The following is a 26,464-nucleotide window of genomic DNA, read 5'->3' as shown; positions in this document are numbered from 1 at the left end:
GGGCGAAGACTCACGGACAAACATGCCTGAGAACACGAACGACAAATGGGAGGGGCCTTCCGTGAAGATGGTGACTCAATTCTTCCATCCGGACACCTCTGCAAATGCCACGATTCTGACCGAACTGGCAATAGGTCTCGCCGACCGTGGAGTCGATATCGACGTACTCACTGGCCAACCCGCGTACTCGTCTGCGGACAGGGAACGAACAGAACCGAAGTTTGAGGTGTACGAAGGTGTCCCTATCCGGCGAATCATTGCGACGCGATTCGACAAGAACGAGGGAACGAAGTACCGTCTACTGAATGATGTATCGTTCTTCTTAAGTGCGTTCTTGCACCTCCTGTTCAGTCGTCGAAAGCAAACGCTCCTGCTCCCAACTGCACCACCGTTCCTCCCCATCCTCGGGTGGTGGCTCGGGACCATCCGCGGCTACTCCTACGTCCCCGTCGTCTACGACCTCTATCCTGATATGGCAGTGGAACTGGGGTACCTCTCCGAGGACGGTGTCGTCTATCGCGTGTGGGACTGGCTCAACCGCTGTGCGTATCGGCGTGCAGACGAGGTGATAACAATCGGTGAGACGATGAAAGAGACGCTCGTCAGTAAGTACGGGGAGGAATGTAACGTCACTGTCATCCACAACTGGGAGGATGGTGAATTCATCCAACCCCAGCAGAAAACCGAGAACGAGTTCTCCTGGGAACACAACCTCGTTGAACCAACGACGGTGCTTTACTCCGGAAACCTTGGGCTCCATCACGACCTTGAGAGTGTCGTCGAGGCCGCGAGTAAACTGGAGAAAACACGTCGCAGCGTATCTGACCAGTTCGAGTTTCTCTTCATCGGCGAGGGTGGTAAGAAGCCTAAGCTGATGGAGATGGCAGCGGACTACGGGCTCGACACGGTCTCGTTCTTGCCGTACCAGCCTAAGGAAGTACTCCCCGATTCGCTGACGTCCGGCGACATCGCGCTCGTGACGATGGAAGAGGGCGTCGAGGGTCTATGTGTTTCGAGCAAGTTCTATACTGCACTCGCGAGCGGGCAGGCGGTCTTGGCGATTTCGAAACCCGACTCTGAAATCGGTCGAGTCGTCGAACGGACGGGCTGTGGAATCCGCGTCGACCCGCAGTCTCCCGACCAGATCGTCGACGCAATTACACGATGGCTTGATGACCCGGAAATGACCGAAAAGATGGGAGAACGCGCTCGAGAGGTGTTTGAGCAGGAGTTCAATAAGCAACGGTCTCTCAAACAGTATCACGAACAATTGTCGAAGGTCGACGGCTAGCGGACTATTCGACGTAACCGAGGTCGCGCAGGTGGTCTTCGACGGAGTCCTCAGTCTCGATCTTTTCGTCCGTCCCGAGAATGGGTCCCCGATCGAGTTCGGCGGAAAGTTCGTGCCAGCGGTCACCGAATTCACCCATAGGATTGCTGTCACCGATGTAAACCTCCTCCTCGGAATCCTCTGGAGACCGGCGTGCCAGTATTCCGACGTCGGTTCCATCCTTATGTGCACCAAAAAGCTTCCACCCCGCGTCCGTGCGGACACCGCGATACGTTTGGCGAGAGTCCCAGTTGGTCGCTTGCCACTCCGATACGAACATAGACTGCTCGACAACTGCGTCTTTCGGAGTTCTCCAAGCGGTACCTTCCGCCGAACCGGGGATGTCTACTCCTACCGCATCGAGAATCGTCGGCATAACGTCGATTAGACTCACCTGTCCCTCGACCGTTTCACGGTCCCAATTGGGTCTACTGACGAGTAGTGGTACGTTCACAATTTCCTCCCAGAATGCAGGTGGGACGTGTCCCATCACTCCGTGTTCTCTCGGTGAGAGACACTCCCCATGATCGGCCGTGAACACGAGAACGTCTTTACTCGGCTTGAAATGGTTCTCCTCTACGAGGATCTGGATAAATCGTCTAACCTCCTCAAAGAGGTAGCGGCAGGACGCCCGGTACGCCTTCCGGACGTCTTCTATTTCTGAGTCGGAAAATCCCTCCCCGTTCGCTTTGATAACGTTCCGGGTGAACTCCCCGAGTTTCGAGCGACTTCTGCTCTCGTTAAACGATATCGGATTGAGGTAGTCGCTCGGCGGTTCGTACGGATGGTGCGTGTCCATGTAGTGAATCCAACAGAACGTCGGACTATCGTTAGACGTTCGAATCCACTCCAACGCGCTCGAATGAAGGTCTTCGGCCGTTCGATAGAACGATTCTTCGGATGCGATTTTCCCCTTCAGTTGGGAGAAGACATTGAAATAGACCCATTCAGCGATATTTAGAGTCTGCTCAAACGGGCTTTCCCGGATGGCGTTGACGAGACGCTTCTTCCATGTCGGGGTTCCAAGGTTCCCCGCGCTAAACCCGGTAGTGTAGTTGTACTCTTCCCCGAACAGGTAGTTGTCGGTCCAGAGGCCACAGTCGTATCCGCTCTTCGCCAGTCGTTCAGCGATCGTTACCGGTGGGTCCTCGTCTGGGAGGCCCCATCCGGGGACCGAGTCAGAGTAGACGCTCGTCGCCAATCCCGGCATCGCCGAGTTCGTGTCCGAGGCGGTTGCAATTGCATCGGTAAAGTCGACGGCATTAACGAGGTCTGCTAACTCGGGGAGGAAATCGGAAAAATACTGCTGGTTTAGAGAATCAGCCGAAAGTATGAATACGTTAGGTTCGTCACTCATATCGGATAGCTACGAGCGTGACGGTTAGTGTTTTCTGTTTCATTCCCGTACCTCCACGTAAACGACGATAGGGCCTGTTAAGTTTCGAATGATGAGCGTTACGACAGACCAAGACGAACACAGTGTGGAAGTCGGCCCAGACGCACTCTACGGGGACGACTGTGGAAAACATCCGGGCCGCCGAGATATGTACAAGCGTCGACAATCATGGAGTGTCGTTCGTCTTCATCTAACGAAAACGACATTCTCCCTTGGGGATACTGTGGCGGCTACAATAGCGCTTGCCACGAACAGCCGACCGGAGATGGTCGTCTCGACCACAGGCCAACTTCTCGAAGGCGAACCGTCGTGTGTTCACGAGTTACGGACGAGCAGTTCGTAGCAGTTCCGGTTCCCCTAGTACCTCGATGAACGGCTCGACACCCTCCCGGATCGTCGTCGGTTCATAGTCGTTCAACTACTTTGCCTTCGAAATGTCGGCACGGGTGTGTTCGGCGTCTGCGTCGTTACGTTCGGCGTAGTGTGACTCCAGTTCCGGCGCGATCTGTTCACGGATTTCCTCGGCCAGCGTCGGAATTTCGATGTTGTCCATACTGCCGACGTTCATGGCCTTGCCGTCCGTGGCATCAGACTCCAGCAACGTCCTGTTCGCCTACATCATGTCATGGGCGTAGGTGAAGTCTCGGCTCTGGGTGGCGTCGCCGTAGCTGATTGGCGGTTCGCCGTTGAGATAAATCCTTCAAGCTGTTGGAAGATATAAAAACCACTACATCTTGGCCGTCGCTCGCAAACTGTTCGGCGAGGTGACTCACGATGAAGCCTGCATTGTCGGTGACGAGTATCTCCATTATCCATGCCCCAGAACGGATACGATAAAAACCTCCGAGTCGGATTCGGTGTAGGTTATCCTATGATTTTGCGACCTCGGCCTCGGAGTCCTCGCCGCGGATGAGGCGCTCGGCCCGGTCGCGGTCTGCGGGGTACCCGACGTCGACGCGCCAGCCGTCCATCCGGATGGCGTCGATGGTGCGGCCGCTCTGGATGAGGAGGTCGATGGCCTCGCTGATCTCGTACTCACCGCGGTTGGAGGTTGAACGAGATAGCGGACGTGAACGTGTAGAAGCCCCTTATCACGAGGTTCGACGGCGAGTCCTCGGGCTTCTCCACCACGTCAGTGATCTCGCCGTAGTCGTTGGTGTCATAGGCCCCGTACCGACTAGCTTCTTCATAGGGCACTTCCTCGGTGAGGAAGGCAGCATCAGCGCTGTACTCCTGTTGGCGTTTTACTACGTCATCCAGATTCGCGTCGAAGATGTTATTGCTCAAGATGAGCATGAAGTCGTCCTCAGTGTTCCTCAACGGTGAGCAACGCGTGGGCAAGTCCCTTCTATTCGCACTGGTGAGCGTACGTGATGTGGATACCCTCGTATTTGTCGCCGTAGTACTCAATGATGTCCTGTTTGCGGTATCCCACCACGACTACGAACTCGTCGGCCCCCAGTTCGGCCAGTTGGTCGAAGCAGTGGGTCAGAATCGGCTTTCCGTCCACTTCGACCATTCCTTCGACTTGTCCTCGGTCAGAGGTCGAAGCCGAGTTCCTTCTCCGGCGGCTAGCACGACGGCTTTCATGTGCGTGTTGACTCCGAGCGAGTGTTAAATAGTTTTAGACTCCGAGCGACCATACTACGTCGAACGACGGCGGCCGCGTTGCTCGCTATTCGGGAGAAAGAATTATTGATGGATGTTAAGAAATCAGAATAGCCTTTCAAAGGCACCTCTACGGATCCAACCAGTGGATACCTCGACACGTACTCCGTCTATCCGAACCCTCAAAAGACCAGCCGGAAATCCATCGAACGATGAACGTCAGCATCGTCCGAAGCGGATATGCCGGGACCACCGTGGTAGCCTGTCTCGCCGACTACGGACACGAGGTGACGAACGTCGACATCGACGAGAAACTCGTGGCGGCCATCGAGGACGGAGACGAGCCCATCGACGAAACAGGGTTGGACGGACTCGTTTCAGAATGCGGTGGGGATTGATTTAACTCGACGACCGACTACGGCATGATCCGCAAGACGGACGTGACCTTGCTCGCGCTTCCGACACCGTCGCGTGAAGACGGTAGCATTGACCTATCGGCGATGAAAGCTGGCGCACGCTCACTCGGCGAGGCCCTCGCCGCGAAAGACGATCCGCACATGGTCAAACCCACGGTGGTTCCAGGTACGACCGAGGAGACTATTGCACCACTCGTGGCCGAAGCAGCGGTGAAGAAACTGGGCGAGGACCTCCATGTGGCGATGAACCCCGAGTTCCTCCGGGGGAAGCGCAGTCTCGGACTTCAAGAATCCGGACAAGGTGGTGTTCGGCACTCGGAGTGACTTCACCTGCGACTGGCTTCGAGAGGTGTTCGACCCTCTGTTCGCTGATTCCGACGCTGAACTAGTCGAGACGGGGATTCGAGAAGCAGAGATGATAAAGTACGCCAACAACGCCTTCCTCGCGACCAAGGTGAGTCTAGTCAACTAACTCGGGAACCTCTGCAAGGAGTACGGTGTAGACGCCTACGAAGTCGCAGAGGCAATGGGCATGGACGACCGCATCGGCGAGCGGTTCCTCTGTTCGGGTGTGGGATGGGGCGGCAGTTGCTTCCCGAAAGATGTGCCCGCGCTGATTGCCATAGCTAAAGACGCAGACTACGACCCTAGCCTGTTAGAAGCCGCAGTCAAGGTCAACGACGAGCAGCCTAAGCGTATGCTCGACCTACTTGAATTACATCTCAACCCCGCCGGAAAGGGCGTGGCCGTTCTCGGACTGGCATTCAAGCCCGGCACTGACGACGTGCGTAACTCCCCGTGATTCCCATCATTGAGAGCCTCCGCGAGCGTAACGCCAAAATCGTTGCCTACGATCCAGTAGCGACTGAAAACATGCGGGAGCACTTCCCCGACATCGAGTACACCGAGTCGGCCGCCGAGGTACTTGACGAGACGCACGGCGCACTAATCGTGACTGACTAGGAAGAGTTCGCGACATTGGATGACAAGTTCGACGCAATGACAGACTCTGTCGTCGTCGACGGCCGCAGAACCGTAGAGCGTCGGAACGGAATCACCTACCAAGGACTGACGTGGTGACCGACGTTACGTCGCAGTTGCGTTATCCGCCTCGTAGCGCTGACGGACCTCTTCCGGCGTAAGTGCGCGGTCGAAGATGCGAACCTCGTCTATTGCACCGTTGTAGGCGTGCCGTGTTTCCCCACTGTATCCGCTTCCAAGTCGGAGTTGTCCGTTCCAGTCGACTATTCTGTTGCCGATTCTGTCGGTTCCGACCTGCGTGCCGTTCACGTAAATCGTTCGGTGAGTACCGTTGTAGGTGGCCGTGACTTGGGACCACTCACCGACCGGAACCTCGCTCGCTCCGAAGTAACTTCTCTCAACTCCAGGAACACGGAATACTATTTGTCTGCCCTCACCGATGACGAGAACGTTGGAGAGATCTGGACTGCTAATCAGGCGGCGATAGTCGTTCTTCTCGGTTACGTCGATTCGGTCGGGCTTCACCCACAGGCTGAGCGTGAACTGCTGGGGGGCAGTTACGTTCATTTCGACGTACTTCGTCTTGTTCTGATCGAATGCCAGCGCCTTTCCTGAGACGCCGTCTACCTGCGATGTAGATCCGTTCACCGTTCCGCGATGGCCGCCGACTCGATCGTACACCGCTTTGTCCCTGGCCTTCTCAAACGGCCAATGCGCGAGGCCGCTTCGCCGGTGAGATTTCACGAGCTGCCCCGAAGTCACTGCGACTTCGGAGACCGACTGGGTGTCTCCGTCGACGGTGTACTTACCGGCGTACGGAACGGTCACGCTAAAAACCCCGTAGGGGTTGGCCTTTACCGTCCGCTCGTAGTCGAACTTCGCGCCTTCAACTTCGACTTCCTTTGAGATCGTCACCTTCTCGCCCGGCGAAGCGTTGCCGACAATCCTCGCACCTGGGACGAGTCCGAACACTTTGATCGACTTGCTGTCACTGGCGTAGAGCGCCCGGTAATGACCTGCGCCAGTCCGGCCGTTGGTTCCGGCACTTCCGAACCGGTGATGGAGTCGGGCGTAGTTGGAGTTCTTCGGAACCTTCTGCACGTCGATGTCTTTCGTGACGATGAACCCAACCCTATCGTTCAGCTTTTGATATTGTGATTCGGGATTCCGCGAAGAGAGGAATGATTCGTAGTGGTTCTCTGCAAACTTGTATGACCTCGCCTCGCCGTTCACGAAGTAATTATAGACACGATTGCGACCCCACTTGCTCAGTACGTAGTTCTCCGGATACTCCAACCCTTGCTCGTCGGCGTACTCATCGATCCACGTCGCGGCCTCGAACTTCTCGTCCTCGATTTTAACCTGCTCGTGTCGGACGCCGGTCTGCACCGCGCCCGCACTAGTCACGAACAGCAGGAGGATCACAACCATCGTGACCGTACCCCGTTCCGGGAGCCCGAACAACGGTCGCCACGTCTCGCCATGCGGTTCGTCATCGCCGAGCGCGACCGGTGAAGTCACGTCCAGCTTGGCAGACAGGACGACGAAGCCGTAGCCCGCGAAGATGGCGATGAAGGGCGCGAACTCGCCGACGAACCGCCGCTGGAACGTTGCCAGCACGAGGAAGTACCACCCGTAGGTAGAGACGACGAGCCACGCACGGCGTTCCTGCCGGTAGGCCCGCCACCCGACCAGCGCCAACATCGGCAAGCCGAGGAACCACGCGAAGCCGAGTTCGAGAATCGGGCCGATAAAGAATCCGGACGCACCGCCCGCGAATATCGACTGGGTCTCCGCCGGTCCCGACTTGAACAGGAGGAAGGTCAGCCGCTGGTTCAATCGGGCGGCGTACGTCGGCAGGAACGTCTGGAGAACCAACAAGCCGGTCAGCACACCGGCGACTTCGGCCCCGCCGAGGACGAACGCTGGCATCTCGGCCCGACGGACTGCTTCGCCGGCAAGTGACACGGCCAGCACGCCGACGAATAACAGCATCGGCGAGTAGGCCACTACGTCGGTATGCCATCCGAAGCCGGTGTGAGCGAGATGGGTGAGCACCGATGCGAACGCCAGTCCGACCAGAATCGGCGTACTCGACACGAGCGGCGACCGATTGACTCGAACGTCTACGGCGGCCCGAACGGCGACGTAGGCACCGAGCGCACCGATGAGTAGCGGTCCGGCTTCCCATGCCATCACCTGTCCGGCCACTGCGACGCCCAACACGCCCGCCGCCAGCCACGGCCGAATCTCGGCCAAGTCATTTCGGTCCACGTCGGCCAGCAGGACCAGCGCAAGCGCGGTCAGCGCGAGCCACGGGTAGTCGAAGGCGTGGTGGTCGGCGAATCCGAGCCCCGTTCGGTAGGCGAACGCCGGAATCACGGCGAGAAACACGACCGACGCGAGTGCAACTCGCCGATCACCAGTCACCCGGACCGCGATACCGTACACCAGCACCCCGACGAGGAGCGCGGAGACGACGGGGTACCACGCCAGCACCCATCCCGCGGCGTCGGCCCCGCCGAGCAGGTTGGTGAGCCACCACAGCGTTCCGACCATCAGGGGTTCGCCTTTCGCCACTGCGCTGGGAACCCTGGAAAGCACACTAAAGTCGAAGATACCAGTCGCGTCCGCGGCGAGTTGCTCGACCCAGTAGCGGTAGTAGTATGGGTCGTTCGAGGGGAGGACGACATAGTCGCCGCGGAATACGCTCGGATAGATGTAGGTTCGCATCAGCAGGACGAACGCCAACGCGGCACCGAGCGCGCCCGCCTCCGCTATCGACACCGATGGAAGCGACAGCGACGGGAGGTTCGGTCCGTCGCCGCGTTCGGATTCGACCGCAGTGTCGGAATCGCCGTCGAGGACCGCCCGAACAGCGCGGGGGTCTCTTACTTCGTATGCGTCACTGTCCTTGGCGACGATGTCGCGCGAGACGAGTTCGCCGAACGTCCCCGAGTCGAGTGGCACGTCGTCAAAGGACCACCCGTTAGTGCGCTCGTCGACCGAGAGCACTTCGCGCAGGTCCGATTCGAGATTTGGTTTCTCCGCGAGGAGGTCGTCGGTCGCCTCGCGTACGTCAGTCATGGTGGCGAAATAACGTGATGACCCAATAAACCCTACGACACGACGGTGGGAGAACTCCCGGCGAAGAAACCCGGCTTACACCGTGTCAGCGTAGATTCGTCCTATAATGTACTCGCTCGTCTCACGTCACTCCGTAGCGGTAGAGAGCACTTTCCAGATCTGACGGACCACGATTTTCACGTCGAGCCAGAACGACTGGCGACGTATGTATTTGAGGTCGTACCGGAGTTTCGCGGTCGGGTCCGTACTTTTAGCGTCGTTGATCTGGGCGAGGCCGGTAAGTCCGGGCTTGACGAACCACCGCTTGCGCCACATATCCGTCGTCTCCTCCAGCAGTTGCTCCTCGTCGGTCCAGACCGCTCGCGGTCCGACGACGCTCATCTGTCCTATGAGAATCGACCACAGTTGGGGGACCTCGTCAAGATGTGTCCTGCGGAGGAACCGCCCGACGCGAGTAATACGGTCGTTCGCCTCGTCATCGATGGGCGTCGCCGACTCGTTTTCAGGAACCATCGTCCGGAACTTGAAGACTGTGAACGTGTCGCCGAACTCCGCGGTCCGCTCTTGGCTGTACAGGACTGGTCCTGAGCTGTCGAGCTTGATCGCCACTGCGATGACGAATATAAAGGGGGCAAATGCCAATAGTCCGGCGAACGCGAAGGCGATGTCGAACACACGCTTGAACACGTAGTCCTGCCAGTCCCACGGTTCGAGTTCGATGTCTACGAGAATGTCGTCCGGGTTGGCCGTCGTCGTCAACACGTCGTCGGTGTGTTCTCGATGTACCTTCGCGTCGACGCCGTGGTCGTAACAGGTGTCGAGCGCGCCGAAGAACTCCGCGCGGTCGGGCTGGGCAAACGCCAGCACCACCGTATCGACGTTGTAATCGACGAGTACCTCGTCGAGTCGTGAGAGGCCGCTGAGGCAGTCCAAGTCCGCCAACAGTGCTTCACCGCTACCGTCGGCGACCGCAGGCTTACTCGAAACCTCTTCACTGTCGGTGTAGTACGGACTCGGCGGTGAGACGTAACCAACCACCGGCACGTCGATTTCGTCCAGCACGTCGGCGATCTCCTCGGGATCGTCACCCACGATGACTGCCCGGTGTTGGTTCGATGGTCGACGACGAATTGCCACGAACCACATCGGAAGGCCAACGAGGAGTACGGCCGTCGCCAGTACGAGCGTAGAGCGAGGGAGTCGATACGTATAGTCGAAGTACCCGATAGTGGCGAGCGCGAGGCAGGCGGTGACCGTGCGCCGCTGGGTGTGGAGAATCGTATCGAGAATCCGCCGCGGCCAGGGTTTGAACAGCGGCACCAGCGAACCAACAACGACGAGCGTCGTCGTCACGACGACCAAAACGAGCTTATTGCCAGCCAACACGGTCGCTGGTAATCGCCGGAACACCGGGACCGCAGTCGTAAACAGCATCTGTAAAGAGGAGGCGTTCGCAATCAGGACGGCGAGAACCGCAATGAACGCCGTGCCGACGACGCTTAACACTCGATACCGGTACCCGGAGACCATCACCCGATTTGGGAGAGTGCTATAGCTTAAAACCTGTTATCTTAGTACGGTTCCACCGATTTTCCATCCTTTTACTCGATATATCTCGTCTCTAGAAGCTATCGCATACGATCACCGCCACGATCGATAACGTCTGCTTCGAAGTCGCTCGCCCGGACACGAAGCGGAAACCAGCCTTCTTCGTCGATACCGAGCAATGCTTCAGAGAATCCATCGTCTTCGTTCCCGGCCTTTGCGGTTCGTACCCAGTTCACCTCGCGCTCGCTCAAGTCGAACCACTCAGCGAGTTTCTCGGCTTCTTCTTTCACGCGATGGACGAGCGTCACCGAACAAAGATTCGCAATCGTCCGAGCCTCCGGCGTCAACGCAAACTCTCCACCAGTCTGAGTGATGAACTGAATCGAGAGGTCGTAGTGGCGACTGTGCCTCACCGCCGTCTCTAGGAACTCTAGCGATGTTGCGTCGTTCATCAAATAGTGCGCTTCGTCGATGACGAACACGACTCGCTTGTCGGTCTGTTTGGCCCGCTCGTAGACCGCGTTGAATAGAACCTGCATCATCAGGCTCGTCTCTGTGCGTCCACGTGTCCCCTCCTCTTGGTGGAGATCCAGATAGATGACCTTCGAGTCAAGGTCGAACTCGGCCTGACGTGCGAGGTTAGCAAGGTCTCCCTCAGGCCGGAACGATGGCCGGAGATCTTTTAGAAGCGATTGTGCATCAGCGCGGACGCTATCCTGTTCCCCTGTAGTGGTATACCCGAATGCCTCAGGATCCTGCAGGAGGTCTTCAAGCGTCGAGATAACGTCTCGTACCGTCGGCGATTCCTTGTGATGCGTCGCAGGGTCACGAGTGATGCCTTGTCGCTCGTAGGTCTCCTGAACTGTCCGGCGAAGCGTCTGCTTGCGGTCGCCGAGCGGGTTGTTGGCGACGTGAGCGAAGAACGTCTCGAAGAACGTGAGCACCCACGAGATCTGCTCTCCCCACGGGTCCAAGTCCGGTACTTCTGCGAACACCGAGTCTGGAGTTGCCTTCAGCTCGAGGGGGTTGAACCCTCGCGTCCCGCCGACAGTTACGCGCTCACCGCCGAGGGTATCGTTCACGCCAGCGAAGCCAGCCAAGGGGTCAAGCATGACGATGACCGAGTCTTCGTCGTACATTGCCCGCCGGGTGAGGTGGAGTTTCGTCGAGAAGGACTTGCCTGCGCCAAGTTTCCCGATGACCATCATGCAGTAGCCCGTCTCTCGATTGAAACGGTCGAAGATTAGCGGACTCTCGTTGAGCGCGTATGTTCCATACTCAATGCCGGGCTCGGCGAAGGCTCCAGAGACGAACGGGAACATCGCGCCGACTGCACCGCTCAACATCGGCGTCTTCGTATTCATCGTCTCATTTAGTTTGTCGACGCCGACAGGACTCCCAGAGATGAGCGTGTCCAGTTGCGACCACCGAGGAGTAACCGGTGTCAGGTTCGCAGGTGAACGCCGTGCCGTGCTGGTGACGGCATCTGTCCCAAGGTCGTTCTGAGACGGTCCACGCGAGGCCAGATACATCGAGACATCGAACGCCTTCGTTGGTGTGTTCCGAAGGACGTCGTACATCTCCTGGTAGTCTTCGAGGTCTTTCTTGACGCCACGCGCTCCGGCACGGCGTTTCTCGGAGAGGTATTCGTAGTCGGCTTCGAGGTCCTCGATTTGGTTTTCGAGTGAGTCGAGAGTCGCTCGCGTATCGCGTGGGTCGAGATGGAGTGAGATATCCGTCTGGCGTGTTTCGGCCGTCGAATACAGCGACTCGAAGAGGCCGTCCGTGGGCGCATCGGGATACTCCCCAACCCAAAGCGTCTGAGTCCAATCCGTCCCGGTCTGAACTGCGTTCGGTCGCTCGTCGATACTCGACGGCGTGACGATAGTCTGGTGAATGTCCGGAATAGTGTCAAGGTCACCTGTGTCATTTTCATGCGCGACAGTCGGATTATCCGAACTATCGTCGTGTTCGCTGCCCGTCTCTTCACTACTACTCCAGAAGGGTAGTTTCTCTCGAATCATGTATTGCTCCGAACAAGCGGACTCGTTCGCAGAACAGACTCCATATCACCGTAGTCGAGGTTCTCGTCCGCCCAGAACTCTCCGATGAGTTGGGTCGCTTCGGTCACAGCAACTCGGTCTGCGTTACAGCCGTCGATTTCTCGAAGTCCAGTCTGGACCTGCCGCAGGCGTTCGTTGAGCGTATCGACCATCGCTTCTTGCTGTTCGGCACGGCGCGGGGCGAACCATGCCTGCACGAACAGGCCCAGATACGGTAGCTCGGCGAGTTTCTGTGTCAGACTCTCGCGTTCGAACTGCACCTCCCGTGGTGCAACAGGAATGATAACGTAGTGATCACGGATGGTCATCTGGCGCTCGTCGAGTTCCGCCTCGTACCACTCGACATAGTGTTCGATGAGCGCTTCGAGCTGTGGGTTCGATTGCACGTCTTCGTCATCGAGTCGACTTCTGTATCGGTCCAGATACTCGTCTGCAGGGAACGTCTGGGTCGTCGAGTAAATCTGGAGCGGGAAATCGATGGTCGTATTCAGAAAGTCACGGAAGGCGGTTGCCTTCGCCTCCCACTCTGCGTCAGTTGCAAGGGCCATCGTCGGCGGACGTACCTGTACCATTCCGACGAAGACGCCGTCGGTCCGTTCGATAGCACCACGCTCGGGATGGACCTGTTCGACTTGCGTATACTCCTTTGCTTCTTCGTGAGCGTGTTCAGTCGAACTCGTATGGAAGTCGAAGAACGTCGCTAGCCAGTCGAGACTCGACGCGTAGGCCGGCGTGAGATAGACGAACAATCCACCGAACGCGATTGCGAGTCCAGCGACGGGCAACGTTAGTCCTTGGACGCGATACCCGCCGACGGTAAGACCGGCCGGGAGAACGACCTGCATCACGAGGACGACAACGACACCGGGCAGGAGTGCGACTGAGAGATCCGTCAGTGTGTAACTCCCGAATAGTTTCGTGTCTGTACCGAGTGATTTCGGAATCCGTTTCGTTGGGTCACGTTGTTTCATTGGTTGGAGGAACTAGTGGTTGAATCAGAGTTATTCTCAGAACGGTCGTCAGATTGGCTCTGCGAGCTACTCGAACGGCGGTCGTCAGAACGAAGGTTTTCGAGGGTTACGTCGCGGCTACTGGAGCCAGATCGTTGCGTGCCACCAGCGTTCGACGTACTGCCGGATTCACCGCTGTCCGTTTGGAGGCTATCCCGGAGTTGCGTCCCCGCGGAATTGAGCCTTGAACCTGCGGCGTGTGCCCGCGAGTTACCCGACCCGGACATCGTCTGTCCGTCTTGTCTCACAGGCGAGTCATCACGTACGCCGCGAGCGAAGTTTCGGCCACCCTGGGCGACCGTCTGGCTCTGCTCGCGGGCGGTCTTCATTCGTCCTGTCGTCCGCCGCGCAGATGCGTGGCGGCCGATGCGGTCGGCCATGAAGAATATTGCTCCGGCCTGCCAGAAGAGGACGAACGGCGACAGGACGGCGACGATGGGGATGACGAGGGCTGTGAGCCATGCACCGACTCCGCCCATCGAAAGGCTGAAGCTCGACCCGAGAAGCTCTCCAAGACGGAACAGGAGCGCGACCGGGAGTGTCATGAACAAGAATGGGACGTAGAATCCTGCTAGCCGTTTCATCAATCGAGAGACCATGGTGAACGGCCCGATACCAGGAATCCAGAACACGATCAACAGCGGCATCATGAGCGTAAACAGATAGAGGGCGACCTGCCGCAGGAAATAGATGAGCGCCAACAGGACGAACAGTCCGAAGTCCGCACTAAGGGTAAGGACGACGCCGAGAGCTCCCATCGAACTAAACGACAGCGTCTGGAACAGCGACACCTGCGAGAGATCGGGGACTAAGAAGACAGTCAGCTCGCTCAGTAGTTGGCGAGCGAGTGCATCGACCCACCACCAAGCTAGCAGTCCAAGTAGTCCCGAGAAGGCTCGCTTCTTGAGTTTCGTCCGGTGGTAGTTACTGAAGAGGTAGCTCGTCGATTCGAGGAAGATCACGAGTCCGAGCGCAAGCGCGTACAGGAACAGCGAGACGGGGATAATAGCATTCCAGTAGTAGTCATAGATTTTCGGCCATGAACCATTCGTGGGCCGACTGAACACCGTTTCGGGATGCGGTGTCTCGACGACTGTTGTCACGAGGGCGTCCGCATGCTGTTGGATGACGCCCTTGATTGGACTAAATAGGACTCGGAGCGCTTCCTTGATCGCCCAGACGATAACGTCACCGAGCGAGCCACCACCGCCGTCCTGGGCAAGCGCAGGTTGAACGGCGACGATTAGGCCCACAAAGACGGCTAACGGTGCTACGCTTAGTGTTCTGGCAGAGATTCGATTCCGTAGTTGCGCCGCGAAGCGTCGTAGCGTTGCTTGTTTTCTACTCATAGTCCCCTCCACGGTGGCCAGAGTCTCCAGCCGGTGAATCGACTGACGATGAAGACGCCGAAGAGGTAGACAGAAGCGAAGACGGCGATGCGATACAATATCGAGGCGATATCGAGGCCGCCGCTCCGAACGTATCGACTATCGCTATCGCCGACGTAGCCGGTGGCGTGTCGCCACCAATGGCCTGGCTCGTAGCGTGCCGAGATACCACTACTCGGCCGAGTAAGGATTTTGACGATGGTTCCGTTTTCGGACGTGTTCACGCGCTCTCCGTCAAGGACGACGTAGCCAGTACGGCCAGTTGTGTTGATTGGGTCGCCCGTTGTTCGATCCGAGAGCGTTACCGAGACTGTGACCCGCTCTTCCGTCCGGTTGACGACGCTGATCGTCAGGTTACTCTCGTTGACTGGAATATCAGCGAACGACGAGTCAGTTACGTCGGCATCGACGCCGCGAACGAGGCCAGTCGCCGTGACGTTTGAAAGCGTTCGAGACGGTGTCTGTGCCCGAGTCGCAATACCGTAACTGGTCATGTACGGCTGTTCGACCACTTGAAGCCGGACAGAAGTCGGCAACGACGGCGGCCGTTCTTTCGTCCCGTAGGTGTCCAGAAGCAGTACACTCCGCCTCGGCACCGCCGTTGGCCCTGTCTCGCTTGGATAGGCATGTACTTGGAGCGGTTGTAGTGACGACGGCGCTACTGTCTCCCCGTTCTCAGTACTCGTCACGAGCGTATCCCACGCGGGGTCTCTTGCCGAGTAGAACCGCCAGACGCCACGCACGTCTCCGTTCGACATTGAATAGCCACGCCACGGATGGTTCTTGTAGACGACCAATCCGAGGTCGCCATCGGGATACCGCGTCTTGAATCCGGAGACCGAGAGGTCATACTCAACCACGTCGATCGAGTCACGTACGGTAACGGTCTCGACTGAGCGTTCGGAGGTAACATTCCACGACTGGCACTCACCATCGGCGGCTCGGGTAGTGCAAGTCTTGGTCCGTTTCCGTACCGCAGCGCTGATTTCAGCGACCAACGTCACCGTATGGGATTCACCGGGATACGTTGCAATCGAGGAGTACTCGATAGTGGGCGTATGTGTGCCCGTGGTCGTGTTCTCGGTGGTCCCGTCGACTTTCAGGCGTACCTCCGAAATCCGATGGTCGCTTAGCGTCCAAGTCACGTCTGACCGTCCGAACTCACGTCGTCCGGAGATTCGACTCGGTAATCAATCGTCCCGAGGACTGTGCCGTTCGGAGCGACGTAGAGCGGTTGCTCTGTAGGTGACCGTCGAACGCGCGTCGAGGGTTGGATGGCAAACACCGAGGCGTAGGCATCCTTCACGAAGCTTCCATTCGTGAGCGTCGCGTTCGGCGGATGAATCGATTGGTTGGCAGTTGTCTGCGGGAAGTCGTCGATATCGCCGCTGTTCCACCGTTCGACTGCTTGCGGTGGCGACTCGTATGGAACGTCCGTTCGCTTCGCTACTTCCCGCATCGGCTCTGTTGAGTGATTTGACCACCGACTCGATTGGCCCGACGCACGCTCGTCGCTGTCCCTCGACCAGAGCGTATAGTGAGTTGAATTGTTCACACCGTGGTCCGGGTCAGGCGGTGGTTGTGCAACGGGTTTGGTCGTGGATGTGACTGGCGCTCCGACGACGAGGGTAAGGACACAGAGGCTTCCAAGAAGGGATCTTAGAAGCTGCAACTCGCCCCTCCAGCGACGATGTTGTTGAGGACAAACTGGAGAATCGGCGTCGCCAGCGGTGCGACGATAACTCCCCAAATGAATCCTTGGTTCCGAATTGTCTTCAGTTCCTTCTTGATATCGGCTCGGCGAACTGTCGGAATAGCGACGGTCGCACCGAGTGCGAGAAAGCCGCCGACGAGGGGGCCGCCAAATTGCAGGACAGTAAATCCATTCCGAATCGTGTCCGCCATATCACTCTGACAGAACGATTCACCCAGCGATTGGGCACTTGCGGGATAGACGGCGATAATACTCAGTAGGACCAACGATAGCATGAGTATCCGGCTCCTCGATCCGTGTCGGCCGGTCAGCGTTCTGTAGTACGTTTCGACAGTTACCTTCCAGTATTCGAGTACGTTCATGATTTAAACGGTCAAGCCGACAAGAGATACTAAGCCGAATGTGGACTAGCTGGGGCTTCGGGCCCGTCGACTTGTCCGTGAGGAAGGCCGTGCAAGATTTCTATTTAAATTTTCCCTTACAAATTGAAAGACAGAGGAAACTATTCAGGTCTCGGTTGCGGAAGGTGACTTTCGGTGAAAATTAGCGAAGCTCGGCTGCGATAGGGCTGATAGCGAGGTGGCGTTCCCCCGAGAGGACATTCCTTTCGTAGCTGGTGCTCTGTTGCTAATCGGGATCAGCCAGTTTGAGGGAGGCGAGGACTACTTATCCGGGAGGTCACGTCGACCGTTGTAGTAGCAATCCCAACACGGGAAGTCACCCGAAAGGTCTGCACAGTCACAGTGTGGATTGTCTGGTGACTCCCCCTCACTTTCGCTACGACTCTTCGTGGCTTGCCGTTCGCTAATGCCACCGTCTGCGATGAGTTGTTGTTGGGTCGCTACTTTCAGTATCGGTCGTCGAATCGCTACGGCGACTCGGTGTTTGCACGCACCACTATATTTTTCGTCAGCAGGACACGTACACGAGGTCGGTAGTTCGTCCTCGACTTCGACGAGATACTCGTGTTCGTCCGGATTCGCGTAACTGTCGTTCCGAACCTGAACGCCGTCAGGCGCGAGGGCGAACTCCATCGCTTCGTACTGCGCTCGTTTGAGGATGCGATTCGTCACGTCCAGTTCTTCGAGTGGATTCGTAGACATGGCTTACTGCAAAGAGGCTCGATTTCTCTGTGACCTCTCGCCCATCAGAGGGCGATAAAACTGTCAGTGCGACACAGAGGAGGTTCGAATAATGAGCTCTGCTCGTTCGTCTGTCCACGCGACGAGATTCTGTTTCAGGTACGTGATGGCCTCCTCGTGAGTGAAGACGCCACGGTCAAGCAAATCGCCGGTAATCCGTTTCAGCGTCTTGAACTCCCCCTGCACGAAGCCATCTCCAACAGGCTCGCTGTTGTACCATCGAATAGTCCGAAGCGCACCGTGTCCACGGAGTGGACTCGCTTCAGCGGTGTCGGCAACGTGGTGAAGACCGAACCAGTGGACTCGGTATGCCGTTACGTCGAACTCGCTCGAAACGACGTAGAAGGCTTCACTACTGGCGTAGTTTAGATACTCTGTGATGATTTCGTCTTTCGTCAGTCGGGTCGCTTTCGGCTTCAAATCGACTGCTGTCTGTGGTCGATCATCTGCTCCGAGAAATCCTTCTACGATTGTGTCTGTGCTATCCGTCGATTTGAGAAGCTCGGCCAACAGTTCCTGTCTGGTGTTCGGCTTCTCACCCCCGAAGGGTGTACGTGACGTTAGTTCTCGTTTCAGTCGGAGGTGGAGTCCACCGTTGTGCGAATAGTGGAGGTTGTACAACTCGTCGGGCCGTTCGTATGCGACCAATGCGCGATGTCCCATTGCAGTTCACCTGCAGGACCGCTGAACGAGGCCCCGCAACCCTCAGGGGGAGAAAAAACTCAACGTCGCGTAGCAGGTCGCCAGAAACGGGTGAGACTCCTCAGGAGATTTCGTACTCGACGATATCGGTTGGACCACAGTACGGGCACTCCTCGTCGTGGGTGTCAACAGTGGTCCCACATCGTCGGCACTCGTAGACGAAGTTAGGGTCCGGCGTCCTCCCGAACAAGGTACGCCGAAGAAAGGATGCGGTCATCGCTTCCGTCCCGTGGAAGGCTTATTTTCGGTGTATTCGCTCGGTCTCCAGGTTCGCGGGATGTAGCCTATTGTTTCGATGGTCGTGGCGTAGTCTCGGAGAAGTTCGACCAGCACCAGCTCGGGGATTCCTGCTTCAGCATGCTTTGCGAGTAGTCGTTCAAGTTCGCGCTCGGTGATGTCGAGTTTGGAACGTTTCGTACTCATAGTCTCTGAGACAGGCACGAAACCGAACGCGCCTGCACCCCTGCAGGCGCGAAAAGAACCGTACTACCTAGAATGGGTTACTCCTCGAAGAGGAATTGCCCCTGTGCGTCGTCGCCCGTTAGCGTCTGCTGGTCGGCGGCGGTATCCGCAAAAAGCGTCGATTGGTCGCTCGCGTCCGTCCGTTCGACTTTGGGACGGTCATCGACGCCGAACTCGCTCGCTTCGGGTCGGTCACGACGTGACGTAGGTTCACGGTGGTCGATTTCCGCGCCGAAATCCTCGAGTGAGGTTTCGATACTGGTTTCCGACATCTCAAGTTCACCGTCGTCGCCGAAGGACGTCTGGCGATGCACTTCGATTTCTGGTCGGTTGGTCATCGTTTTGAGCCTCCACCGACTCGTGGCTCGAAAAAAGTTCTCCGAGAGACGGAGCGTTACGCCTGCTCTGAGCGAATTTCTTCTGCACGTCGCTTGAGTCGTCGAAGAATTTGAATGCGATTCTGGTGAGTATTCTCGTAGGCGACACAGGCACGGAGTGTGTCCATATCGTCTATCATCGCAATGCTTGGGTCGATGAGTCGGATGTTTCGCGGTTCAAGTCGTTGTTCTGGTGAGAGTCCATTCGACTCGTCGTCTGTAACGTTGCTCACTTGTCGTCGCCTCCGCTCCTGTCGGGGGCGACCAAAAATAACCGAGAGCGATTTTTCGGGACTCCACGCCGGAAGAATACGTGAGGCCTATGTTCAAGGTGAGGACGAGAGAACACGACCGGGCTAACAGTCGTGGTCGGTGTATCGGTAGTAGTCCGTCGTTGTTCAATCGAGCTATTGGAACCACCGAGCGAGTTCCTGTTGGAAGCGATTGAACCACTCCAAGTCATCGTGGAGCACGTCGTACACAACGTCGTGGTTGACGTCGCCGTATCTGTGCGCGAGAATATTTCGAAACCCGACTGCTTCTTCGAGTTTCGCCTGCGTCTCGTTCGAGATGATGTCTGCTTCTCCAAGCGCCTGTATCTCCTGTTTGGCGGTTCCGCTCGGGGAGAGATCTTCTGTCGACCGAACGTGCTGAGCGAGGTCGATACATGCCTGAATGAGGTTCATCAACGTCCGTTCGACTGCTCGCTGGGTCACCATATCGTCCACGTATTCGGCTTTCGAGAGACCTCGCATCTGTTCGAGGTCCTTGATGTACTGGTTGATGTGGCGGAGTTTGTCAACGAACACGTCTTCGTTGACCATTTATACGTCTCCGCTTGCTAATCGGTCGATGAATTCACGCTGTTGGCGTTTTCGCTCGTCGACCGTTGATTCGTACTCGTCTTTGATTTGCTCGTGATAGGTTTCGACAGCCTGCTCGTCGCCAGTTAACAGGAGACCGTCTTGGAGAGCGGCGTGTGCGACGGCTGTCGGGAGTTGCTCGATATCGCTTACGTCCACAAACTCCTCGGCATACTGCTGGAGGTCCGCATCGATTTGATTTCGCAGTTGGAATCGTTCCCGAGCGTCCAACGTCTCCGGGAAACGGAGTGCGATGTCCACGTCTGAGTCCGGTCCAGCCGTTCCGCGTGCGTGCGAGCCGAAGAGAATCGCAAAGACGACTCGCTCTTGGTCGAGATACGACCGCAGTCGGTCGAGCTCGACGCGTTCGACCGCGGAGTCGTCTGTCTGCACCATACCTAAGTGTTCATCGTCCCGCATAATATAGTTGTGTTGCCGATCAGTCGAAGCGCTCGCCAAGTTCACGGATCTTGGCAGTATCTTCTTCCTCTGGTATCTTGACCGCGTCTCGCATCTCGTCCACTTGCTCGCTGTCGAAGACATCCTGAAGGTCGCGGAGCGAACGGTTGTCGATGAGGCGCTCGATCGTATCACTAAACGACTCTCCCTCCTGTCTGTTTGCTTTGATGCGCTCATAGAGGTCGTCATCAAGCCGAACGTGGCGCGACATCCTCGTTGATGACATTACCGCCGAAGTTGAATCAGCATTTGGATCACTCACGAAATCCCTTCGCTGACACTCTCCGCGACCACGTTTAGCGACAACATCCATTTTGATAGGACGCGCCAGACGATTCAACCCTCAATCGACTCCAGAGTTTGAAGGTCTGCTTACAGGACGTCGCCATGCCGGACATCGTATCGAGAGGCAAGCACTGGGAACCGACACTTGGTAATCTGGCCGTCTGAATATCGAATTCGTCGCCTTCCTCGACGTACGCTGCGAGTGCCTGAAGGAACTCGTGCGTCTGCTGTCCTGCTTTGTAGTCGGGCAGGCCGTTTTCTCGACGCCCGTAGACCTCGAATGCGTCGTATCCCCACAACGAGAATCGACCGTCGTCGTCCACATCCCACTCGAGCGTCCCGAAACAGTACGACTCGCAGAGTGTGCAAACGCGCTCGGGTCCGTTACGATTGCACCGTTCGACGTCGTTGCTGCTTGGAGTGTTGCCATAGGGTTCTATCGTTTCGTCTCGGAAGCTAGCTACACGTCCAGTTCATCGAGCGCGTCCCGGTGTGTCCGTATCGTCGGTGGGCTACTGTCGGCCACCTCCGCGACTTCTCGTTGGCTGACCAACCAGCCGTGTTTATGACACGCTTTGTAAAGGCAGGCCGCCGCGAACCCAGACGGTTGGACCCCGACCGTGACCTCCGCTTCTTGTGCCGCCCTTGCGAGCGTCCGCGCCCGCTGGCGTATCGAATCGGTCACGTCGAGCGCCGAGGCGAGTCGCGGCACGAACGCGGTCGGCTCGACGGGTTTTGCCGGGAGTCCGAGTTCCACGTTCATCGCTTGGTAGGAACTGCGCACTCTCGACTGCGCGACGCGCGCAACGCTCGCTACGTCGTCGAGCGTTCTGGAGAGACCAAGACATCGACACGCGCCGTAGACGCTCGCGGCCGCCATCGCTTCAACCGACCGTCCTCGGAGGATATCCTCGTTCTGTGCGCTCCGGAAAAGCGAACACGCCTGCTCGCCGAGTGCTTTCGAGAGCCCGAGTGCACTAGTCAGTCGGCGGATCTCGCCGAGTCCATGCGCGAGAATCTGCTCGGCTTTCGACCTGAACCGACTGCGACTGTGTTCACGGCGCATCCGCGCGAGTCGACGGCGTTTTCGGCCAGCGAACTGTCCACTTGCTGCCTCTACGTTGTTTCCGATTTTCGTCGAGAGACCCCGATCGTGGCGTGTCGCCGTCAGCGGCGCACCTGTACGCTCTCGGTTCTGCTCATCGTCACTAAACGACCGCCACTCCGGCCCGTGGTCGATACGTTCGTCTTCGAGAACTAGTCCACACTCCTCGCAGACGGTCTCGGCTACGTTGGTAGTGACCCGTCCGTCACACTCCGGACACTGGTTACTTTCGTCCTGTACGTCTTCGTCGAACGCCGTCTCGTAGATAGCACTACTTGCCATAGATATCACGACTTGTTCGAGGATGTCGCTGACTCGACACCCTCGCCCCTCGTGGGGTGTATAAAACTCAGCCGTGACGCACGCCATCTTCAGTCGGCGACCTAATTGGCTTTGGACATCTGCCGAGCGTATAGATAGCTCATCGCTACGTTGCTTCTGAACTGACGACCGACTACTGTCCTCTGCTAGAGGTCGTGGCTGCGCGCGCAACGAAGTGAGCACGGAGCGGAGGGTGGGGCGGCGGGCGTCGGGTGGACGGTATCAAAAAGAACGAGACTGCTTAGCGCGCTACTCCCACCACCGACCGCGCTCAGGGAAGAACATCGACGACCACCCGGTCACGGCCAGCGAGACACGTCCCTCGTACCAGTTCCGAGCCGCTCCACGAATCTGGACGCGTTCGCCTTCCTCCATCCACGGCTGGTCTGAGTTCTTCCAGACGGTCACCTTGGTTCGGCCACTTTCGTCTTCGAGCAACCCGACTTGCTGAATTGCGGATGAATCTGCGTCCCACAATTGGGTCACACGTCCTTCGATGCTCACCTCCTTCCGATCGACGTCCTCGACTTTCCCGATTGGAATCACCTGTCCCGGAGCCGTCTGTAGCTCTTCGTGGACGCCGACGACCGCGCTCGTGATACTCGACCCTTCGACCACGCGCTCGGCCAACCGTCGACTGATTGCACCTCTCGACCAGCCTTCGAGTTTCGCGTCTAGCCGTCTCGTCTGCTCGTTCACGCTCGCCAGTTCGTCCTGGGTCAGCTCCTCGCGCGGGTCCGGCCGCTCAGGGTCCGCCAAGGGATCCACGCTCGCCGCTCGCTTCTGGAACTCCATTCGACGCTTCACGCTTCCCTTCGCTGCGTTACTTCTCGCTCGCTTCGCCCGGCCGTCTTTCGTTCCGAGTTCGGCCTGTGCGCTGATGCGCTCCAGTTCGGCTTCCCGCGCTCTGATGCGTTCTTCCTGTTCGAGGGTCACACCTTCTATCCGTTCGTCGCTCGTCTCGACGATTCCTTCCGGGTGGTTCCCGTCCACCTTCGCCTGCGTCTCCATCTGCACCGTCGCCCGGAACTCCGGCGTTTCATCGACGACCTCGAAGTTATCTTCCCCGACCGCTTGCTCGTCCGTCTGTTCGAATGTCTGTTCATCGACCGAAACAACCTTGCTGCTAGCGTTCTTACTCGACATTGGTATCACTGGCTGTGGTACCGCATGAAGGCGCTCACTCGGCGTCTTCTTCCGACACCACGACTCTCCAGCCGTAGCTTTCTCGATTACACCAACTACTCCGACATGTACGCTCTCGCTCGCGCCTTCGCCCGGCTTGCCGGGCGCGAGCGAGAGCGCTATCGGAGGCCACGCATCCAGCACCGCGCGCCGACCCGCTCGGAGCAAGAGTCCAGCGGAGTCCCCGTTTCGCCCGCGTCGCAACTACGTCCGTCGCGGGGCGGAGCTTGCGGAGTGTCCCGGAAGCCTCCGGAAGTCCGGGACCGAAACGGGAGACCCGCTGGCGTCGAAGGCACATTCACTTTAGCCCGGAACGGCGCTTCGCGCCGCATGCCCGGAATGGTCTGTCGCGAGCGATGCGGAGGGCGGCATGCGGCGCGCGGGGCGGGCCGTAGAGCATCAATGGTCGATCCGGTTTCGGTACGTGATACTCTAGCCACATCCTACGGGCTTAGAAAAGGTGATTCCGTAATCAAATAGTGGCTAGTGAGACGAGGTTATTTCGGGTAATAGGATACATTCTCCTAATCGGAATCTTCATTAATTTGCCAAGGAGCAGAATGAGATGGGATTCTATGGCTTTTGCCGTGAGGGCCGTTAACCGGTCACTGCACCGTCGGCCTGTGTTGCTTCGCCGTTCAATTGTTTTTCCACAAGGGCGAACAGACTATCGAGGGTAATTGCGAGCAGTGCTCCTGGAATCGCGCCAGCTAGAACTTGGGGCATGTTGTAGAGGTTAATTCCAGAGATAACCCATAGTCCGAGTCCTCCGCCACCGATGAAGAAGGCTAGGTAAGCGGTCCCGACATTGATGACTGTACTTGTTCGAATCCCTGCGAAGATGACTGGAACAGCAAGAGGGAGCTGGATTTTTCGAAGGATTTCCCAGTCGGTCATACCCATCCCTTTAGCTGCTCGGACAGTTCCGTCATCCACGTCTTCGATTCCAGTTATCGTGTTTGTCAAGATGGGGAGAACTGCATAGGTGAATAGGCCAACGAATGCGGGCAGAAAGCCAATCCCGAGGAGTGGAAAGACGAGTGCAATGATTGCTAGCGTCGGAATAGTTTGGGCAATGTTCCCGAGTCCTAGGATGATGCCTTTAACCCGTTCGTTCCGGGTTGCAAGAATACCAAGCGGTACGGCGACGGCAATGGCGAGGAAGACGGACGAGAAAACCAAAGCCACGTGCTGGCGGAGGAGCTCAAGGAACTTGTCACTGTGAGCTAGCAGGTATCTCCATGCCGTGATGAGCTGACCGAGGACACCCATTAGACATCACCTGTGTTTGTTGTCTTCGACACCGACTGGCGGTCTCCGCCGTTGGTTGGTTCCTCTCGACGGTCACGGATGGCATCCTCGGTCACGACGCCGAGAACTTCCCCGTCATCGACAACAGGGATGGCTTCGATGTCTGCTTGAATCATCCGCGAGAGCGCCACCTGCGTGGAGTCAGTCGGTGATACCGGGACCACTTCTTCACCGCTGTTCACACTTTCACCAATTGTGTCAACGATGCTCTCGTAACCGTCAGCAGGTTCCATTAGGTCTCCGGCTTGGATTACTTGAAGCTCCTTGAGAGTGCGGTCTGCACCGATGAAGTCCTCGACGAATTCACTTTTTGGCTCCTCGAGGATTGCCTGTGGTGAATCGTATTGGACGAGTTCGCCGACGTCGAAAATAGCGATGCGGTCGCCCATTTTCAGTGCCTCGTCGATGCTGTGTGTGACGAACAGAATGGTCGTGTTGATCTCCTCCTGGATTTCGAGGAATTCGTCCTGTAGGTTTTCCCTAGTGATGGGGTCGAGTGCACCGAACGGTTCGTCCATTAGAAGGACGTCCGGATCTGCAGCAAGGGCACGCGCCACCCCGATACGCTGACGCTGACCGCCCGATAGAGCCTCGGGATACTGGTCCCGATACTCGGCAGGCGGGAGGTCCATGAGTTCCAAGAGTTCGTCAACGCGGTCATCAATTCGGTCTTGATTCCACCCCTTGAGGTCTGGAACCGTCGCGACGTTCTCTTTGACCGTCATATGGTCGAAGAGTCCGATTTCCTGAATGACATAGCCGATATCGCGACGGAGGTCGATCGGGTCAAGGTTGCGAATGTCTGTCCCGTCGAACAGTACAGTTCCCTCAGTTGGTTCCTCAAGGCGGTTGACCAACTGCATCGTCGTGGTCTTCCCACATCCAGAGGGGCCGACGAGGACTGTTGTTGTTCCCTCTTCGACCGTGAAACTGATGTCTTCTATTGCGACGGTTCCGTCGTCGTACACCTTCGTAACGCTGTCGAATTCAATGGTGGAGCTCATGCTTTCACCTTGTTTAGTAATCGCTGGAAGAGCAGAGGATCAACTGACTCACCGTTCCGCTGCCGTAGTCGCTGTTCGATCAGTGCAAAGCCATAATCGAACGTGAGCGCAAGTAGGGAGAGACAGATAGTAGTGATTACAATCTTCGGAGTGTTGGCATCGGAGATACCGTCGAAGATGAAATCTCCGAGGCCGCCTGCCCCGATGAAGGCACCGATGGCAGCAATTCCAATGAGTACGACGACTGCGTTACGAACGCCTGCCATCACGACCGGTAGTGCCATGGGTATTTTCACTTTGCGGAGTCGTTCAAGCTGTGTCATTCCAAGCCCTTCACCGGCTTCGATGGCTGCCGGATTAACCTCTGTAAGACCGACGTACGTGTTACGCACGACGGGTAGTTGGGAATAGAGGATGAGTGCCACGATAACCGGTGGATTCCCGATGCCGAAGTAGGGAATCAAGAGTCCGAATAGTGCGATACTAGGGATCGTCATCATAATCCCGGCCAACCAGAGCACGACGGTCGCTGCTCGCTCATTGAAGGTGATAAGCGTTCCTAGCAGGACCCCTAGGGGGACGGCAACCGCAATTGCCTGAGTGATGATTACGATGTGCTGTATTGTGAGCCTAAAGAGACTCGGTGCATTGTCCAGAAGAAACTGGATGTATGCACCCAATATCAGCGGATCAAGTAATGACATGAT

The 26,464-nt window shown here is 57.3% G+C and carries 21 protein-coding genes and 5 pseudogenes; 2 read left to right on the top strand and 24 right to left on the bottom strand.

Going from position 1 to position 26,464, the window contains the following annotated elements; translation table 11 throughout:
- Positions 1 to 22 precede the first annotated feature (22 nt).
- A complete protein-coding gene (locus M0R89_RS04045; protein WP_248651287.1) occupies positions 23 to 1,291 on the top strand; it encodes a glycosyltransferase family 4 protein in 1,269 nt (422 codons plus the stop codon).
- Between the two features lie 4 nt (positions 1,292 to 1,295).
- On the opposite strand, the gene M0R89_RS04040 is transcribed toward M0R89_RS04045, so the two are convergent.
- The 3 genes and pseudogenes from M0R89_RS04040 to M0R89_RS04030 all read right to left on the bottom strand — a co-directional run bounded on the left by M0R89_RS04040 (position 1,296) and on the right by M0R89_RS04030 (position 4,316).
- The gene (locus M0R89_RS04040) at positions 1,296 to 2,687 is read right to left on the bottom strand and encodes a sulfatase-like hydrolase/transferase (protein WP_248651286.1); all 1,392 of its coding nucleotides are present in this window, start codon (positions 2,685 to 2,687) and stop codon (positions 1,296 to 1,298) included.
- A 354-nt stretch (positions 2,688 to 3,041) separates the two neighbouring features.
- Positions 3,042 to 3,414: pseudogene (locus M0R89_RS04035) on the bottom strand (GDP-mannose 4,6-dehydratase); the annotation flags it as partial.
- 181 nt (positions 3,415 to 3,595) lie between these two features.
- A pseudogene (locus tag M0R89_RS04030) lies at positions 3,596 to 4,316 on the bottom strand (sugar phosphate nucleotidyltransferase).
- Between the two features lie 230 nt (positions 4,317 to 4,546).
- On the opposite strand from M0R89_RS04030, the pseudogene aglM reads away from it, so the two are divergent.
- Positions 4,547 to 5,830 (top strand): annotated as a pseudogene (aglM, locus tag M0R89_RS04025) (UDP-glucose 6-dehydrogenase AglM).
- A 6-nt stretch (positions 5,831 to 5,836) separates the two neighbouring features.
- Here aglM and M0R89_RS04020 read toward each other — a convergent pair.
- The 21 genes and pseudogenes from M0R89_RS04020 to M0R89_RS03925 form a co-directional block, all read right to left on the bottom strand.
- Positions 5,837 to 8,818 carry a LamG-like jellyroll fold domain-containing protein gene (locus M0R89_RS04020; protein WP_248651285.1) on the bottom strand — a complete coding sequence of 994 codons (2,982 nt, stop codon included), beginning with the start codon at positions 8,816 to 8,818 and terminating at the stop codon, positions 5,837 to 5,839.
- Positions 8,819 to 8,944: 126 nt separating this feature from the next.
- Positions 8,945 to 10,348 (bottom strand): sugar transferase, encoded by a 1,404-nt coding sequence (locus M0R89_RS04015; protein WP_248651284.1) that lies wholly within the window; start codon positions 10,346 to 10,348, stop codon positions 8,945 to 8,947.
- A gap of 98 nt (positions 10,349 to 10,446) precedes the next feature.
- Complete coding sequence (locus M0R89_RS04010; RefSeq protein WP_248651283.1) at positions 10,447 to 12,390, bottom strand: VirB4 family type IV secretion system protein; 1,944 nt, start codon at positions 12,388 to 12,390, stop codon at positions 10,447 to 10,449.
- Entirely contained in the window at positions 12,387 to 13,400 is a 1,014-nt protein-coding gene (locus M0R89_RS04005; RefSeq protein WP_497007465.1) for a TraC-like domain-containing protein, read from the bottom strand. Before M0R89_RS04005 ends, M0R89_RS04010 begins: the two co-directional genes overlap by 4 nt.
- On the bottom strand, positions 13,397 to 14,788 hold the full coding sequence (locus tag M0R89_RS04000; protein WP_248651281.1) for a TrbL/VirB6 family protein: 1,392 nt from the start codon (positions 14,786 to 14,788) through the stop codon (positions 13,397 to 13,399). Before M0R89_RS04000 ends, M0R89_RS04005 begins: the two co-directional genes overlap by 4 nt.
- Positions 14,785 to 15,687 (bottom strand): DUF8186 domain-containing protein, encoded by a 903-nt coding sequence (locus M0R89_RS03995; RefSeq protein WP_497007468.1) that lies wholly within the window; start codon positions 15,685 to 15,687, stop codon positions 14,785 to 14,787. The genes M0R89_RS04000 and M0R89_RS03995 overlap by 4 nt, the downstream gene beginning before the upstream one ends.
- Before the next feature lie 48 nt (positions 15,688 to 15,735).
- A pseudogene (locus M0R89_RS23620) lies at positions 15,736 to 16,286 on the bottom strand (DUF8186 domain-containing protein); the annotation flags it as partial.
- Positions 16,287 to 16,486: 200 nt separating this feature from the next.
- Positions 16,487 to 16,903 carry a hypothetical protein gene (locus tag M0R89_RS03985; protein ID WP_248651278.1) on the bottom strand — a complete coding sequence of 139 codons (417 nt, stop codon included), beginning with the start codon at positions 16,901 to 16,903 and terminating at the stop codon, positions 16,487 to 16,489.
- A 300-nt stretch (positions 16,904 to 17,203) separates the two neighbouring features.
- Entirely contained in the window at positions 17,204 to 17,575 is a 372-nt protein-coding gene (locus M0R89_RS03980; RefSeq protein WP_248652312.1) for an SWIM zinc finger family protein, read from the bottom strand.
- Positions 17,576 to 17,707: 132 nt separating this feature from the next.
- The gene (locus M0R89_RS03975) at positions 17,708 to 18,346 is read right to left on the bottom strand and encodes a DUF6735 family protein (RefSeq protein ID WP_248651277.1); all 639 of its coding nucleotides are present in this window, start codon (positions 18,344 to 18,346) and stop codon (positions 17,708 to 17,710) included.
- A 539-nt stretch (positions 18,347 to 18,885) separates the two neighbouring features.
- Positions 18,886 to 19,185 (bottom strand): hypothetical protein, encoded by a 300-nt coding sequence (locus M0R89_RS03970; protein ID WP_248651276.1) that lies wholly within the window; start codon positions 19,183 to 19,185, stop codon positions 18,886 to 18,888.
- A gap of 56 nt (positions 19,186 to 19,241) precedes the next feature.
- Positions 19,242 to 19,457, bottom strand: coding sequence for a DUF8129 domain-containing protein (locus M0R89_RS03965; RefSeq protein WP_248651275.1), 216 nt, complete (start codon positions 19,455 to 19,457; stop codon positions 19,242 to 19,244).
- A 174-nt stretch (positions 19,458 to 19,631) separates the two neighbouring features.
- A complete protein-coding gene (gene hepT / locus M0R89_RS03960; RefSeq protein ID WP_248651274.1) occupies positions 19,632 to 20,048 on the bottom strand; it encodes a type VII toxin-antitoxin system HepT family RNase toxin in 417 nt (138 codons plus the stop codon).
- Positions 20,049 to 20,507: a type VII toxin-antitoxin system MntA family adenylyltransferase antitoxin gene (gene mntA / locus M0R89_RS03955; RefSeq protein ID WP_248651273.1), complete on the bottom strand. Its 459-nt coding sequence runs from the start codon at positions 20,505 to 20,507 to the stop codon at positions 20,049 to 20,051.
- Positions 20,508 to 20,526: 19 nt separating this feature from the next.
- A complete protein-coding gene (locus tag M0R89_RS03950; RefSeq protein ID WP_248651272.1) occupies positions 20,527 to 20,808 on the bottom strand; it encodes a DUF7557 family protein in 282 nt (93 codons plus the stop codon).
- 110 nt (positions 20,809 to 20,918) lie between these two features.
- Positions 20,919 to 21,261: pseudogene (locus M0R89_RS23415) on the bottom strand (hypothetical protein).
- A 30-nt stretch (positions 21,262 to 21,291) separates the two neighbouring features.
- A complete protein-coding gene (locus M0R89_RS03945; protein ID WP_248651271.1) occupies positions 21,292 to 22,218 on the bottom strand; it encodes a transcription initiation factor IIB in 927 nt (308 codons plus the stop codon).
- Positions 22,219 to 22,506: 288 nt separating this feature from the next.
- Positions 22,507 to 23,403, bottom strand: a complete 897-nt coding sequence (locus M0R89_RS03940) for an OB-fold nucleic acid binding domain-containing protein (RefSeq protein ID WP_248651270.1) — start codon at positions 23,401 to 23,403, stop codon at positions 22,507 to 22,509.
- 636 nt (positions 23,404 to 24,039) lie between these two features.
- Complete coding sequence (locus M0R89_RS03935) at positions 24,040 to 24,714, bottom strand: ABC transporter permease (protein ID WP_248651269.1); 675 nt, start codon at positions 24,712 to 24,714, stop codon at positions 24,040 to 24,042.
- Positions 24,714 to 25,757 carry an ABC transporter ATP-binding protein gene (locus tag M0R89_RS03930; protein WP_248651268.1) on the bottom strand — a complete coding sequence of 348 codons (1,044 nt, stop codon included), beginning with the start codon at positions 25,755 to 25,757 and terminating at the stop codon, positions 24,714 to 24,716. The genes M0R89_RS03935 and M0R89_RS03930 overlap by 1 nt, the downstream gene beginning before the upstream one ends.
- The gene (locus M0R89_RS03925) at positions 25,754 to 26,461 is read right to left on the bottom strand and encodes an ABC transporter permease (protein WP_248651267.1); all 708 of its coding nucleotides are present in this window, start codon (positions 26,459 to 26,461) and stop codon (positions 25,754 to 25,756) included. The genes M0R89_RS03930 and M0R89_RS03925 overlap by 4 nt, the downstream gene beginning before the upstream one ends.
- Between the last annotated feature and the right edge of the window lie 3 nt (positions 26,462 to 26,464).

Origin of the sequence: Halorussus limi (genome assembly GCF_023238205.1) — an archaeon.
Lineage (GTDB): Archaea > Halobacteriota > Halobacteria > Halobacteriales > Haladaptataceae > Halorussus > Halorussus limi.
Note: the sequence above shows the minus strand (reverse complement) of the source record. Positions and strands in the feature narration are given on the sequence as shown.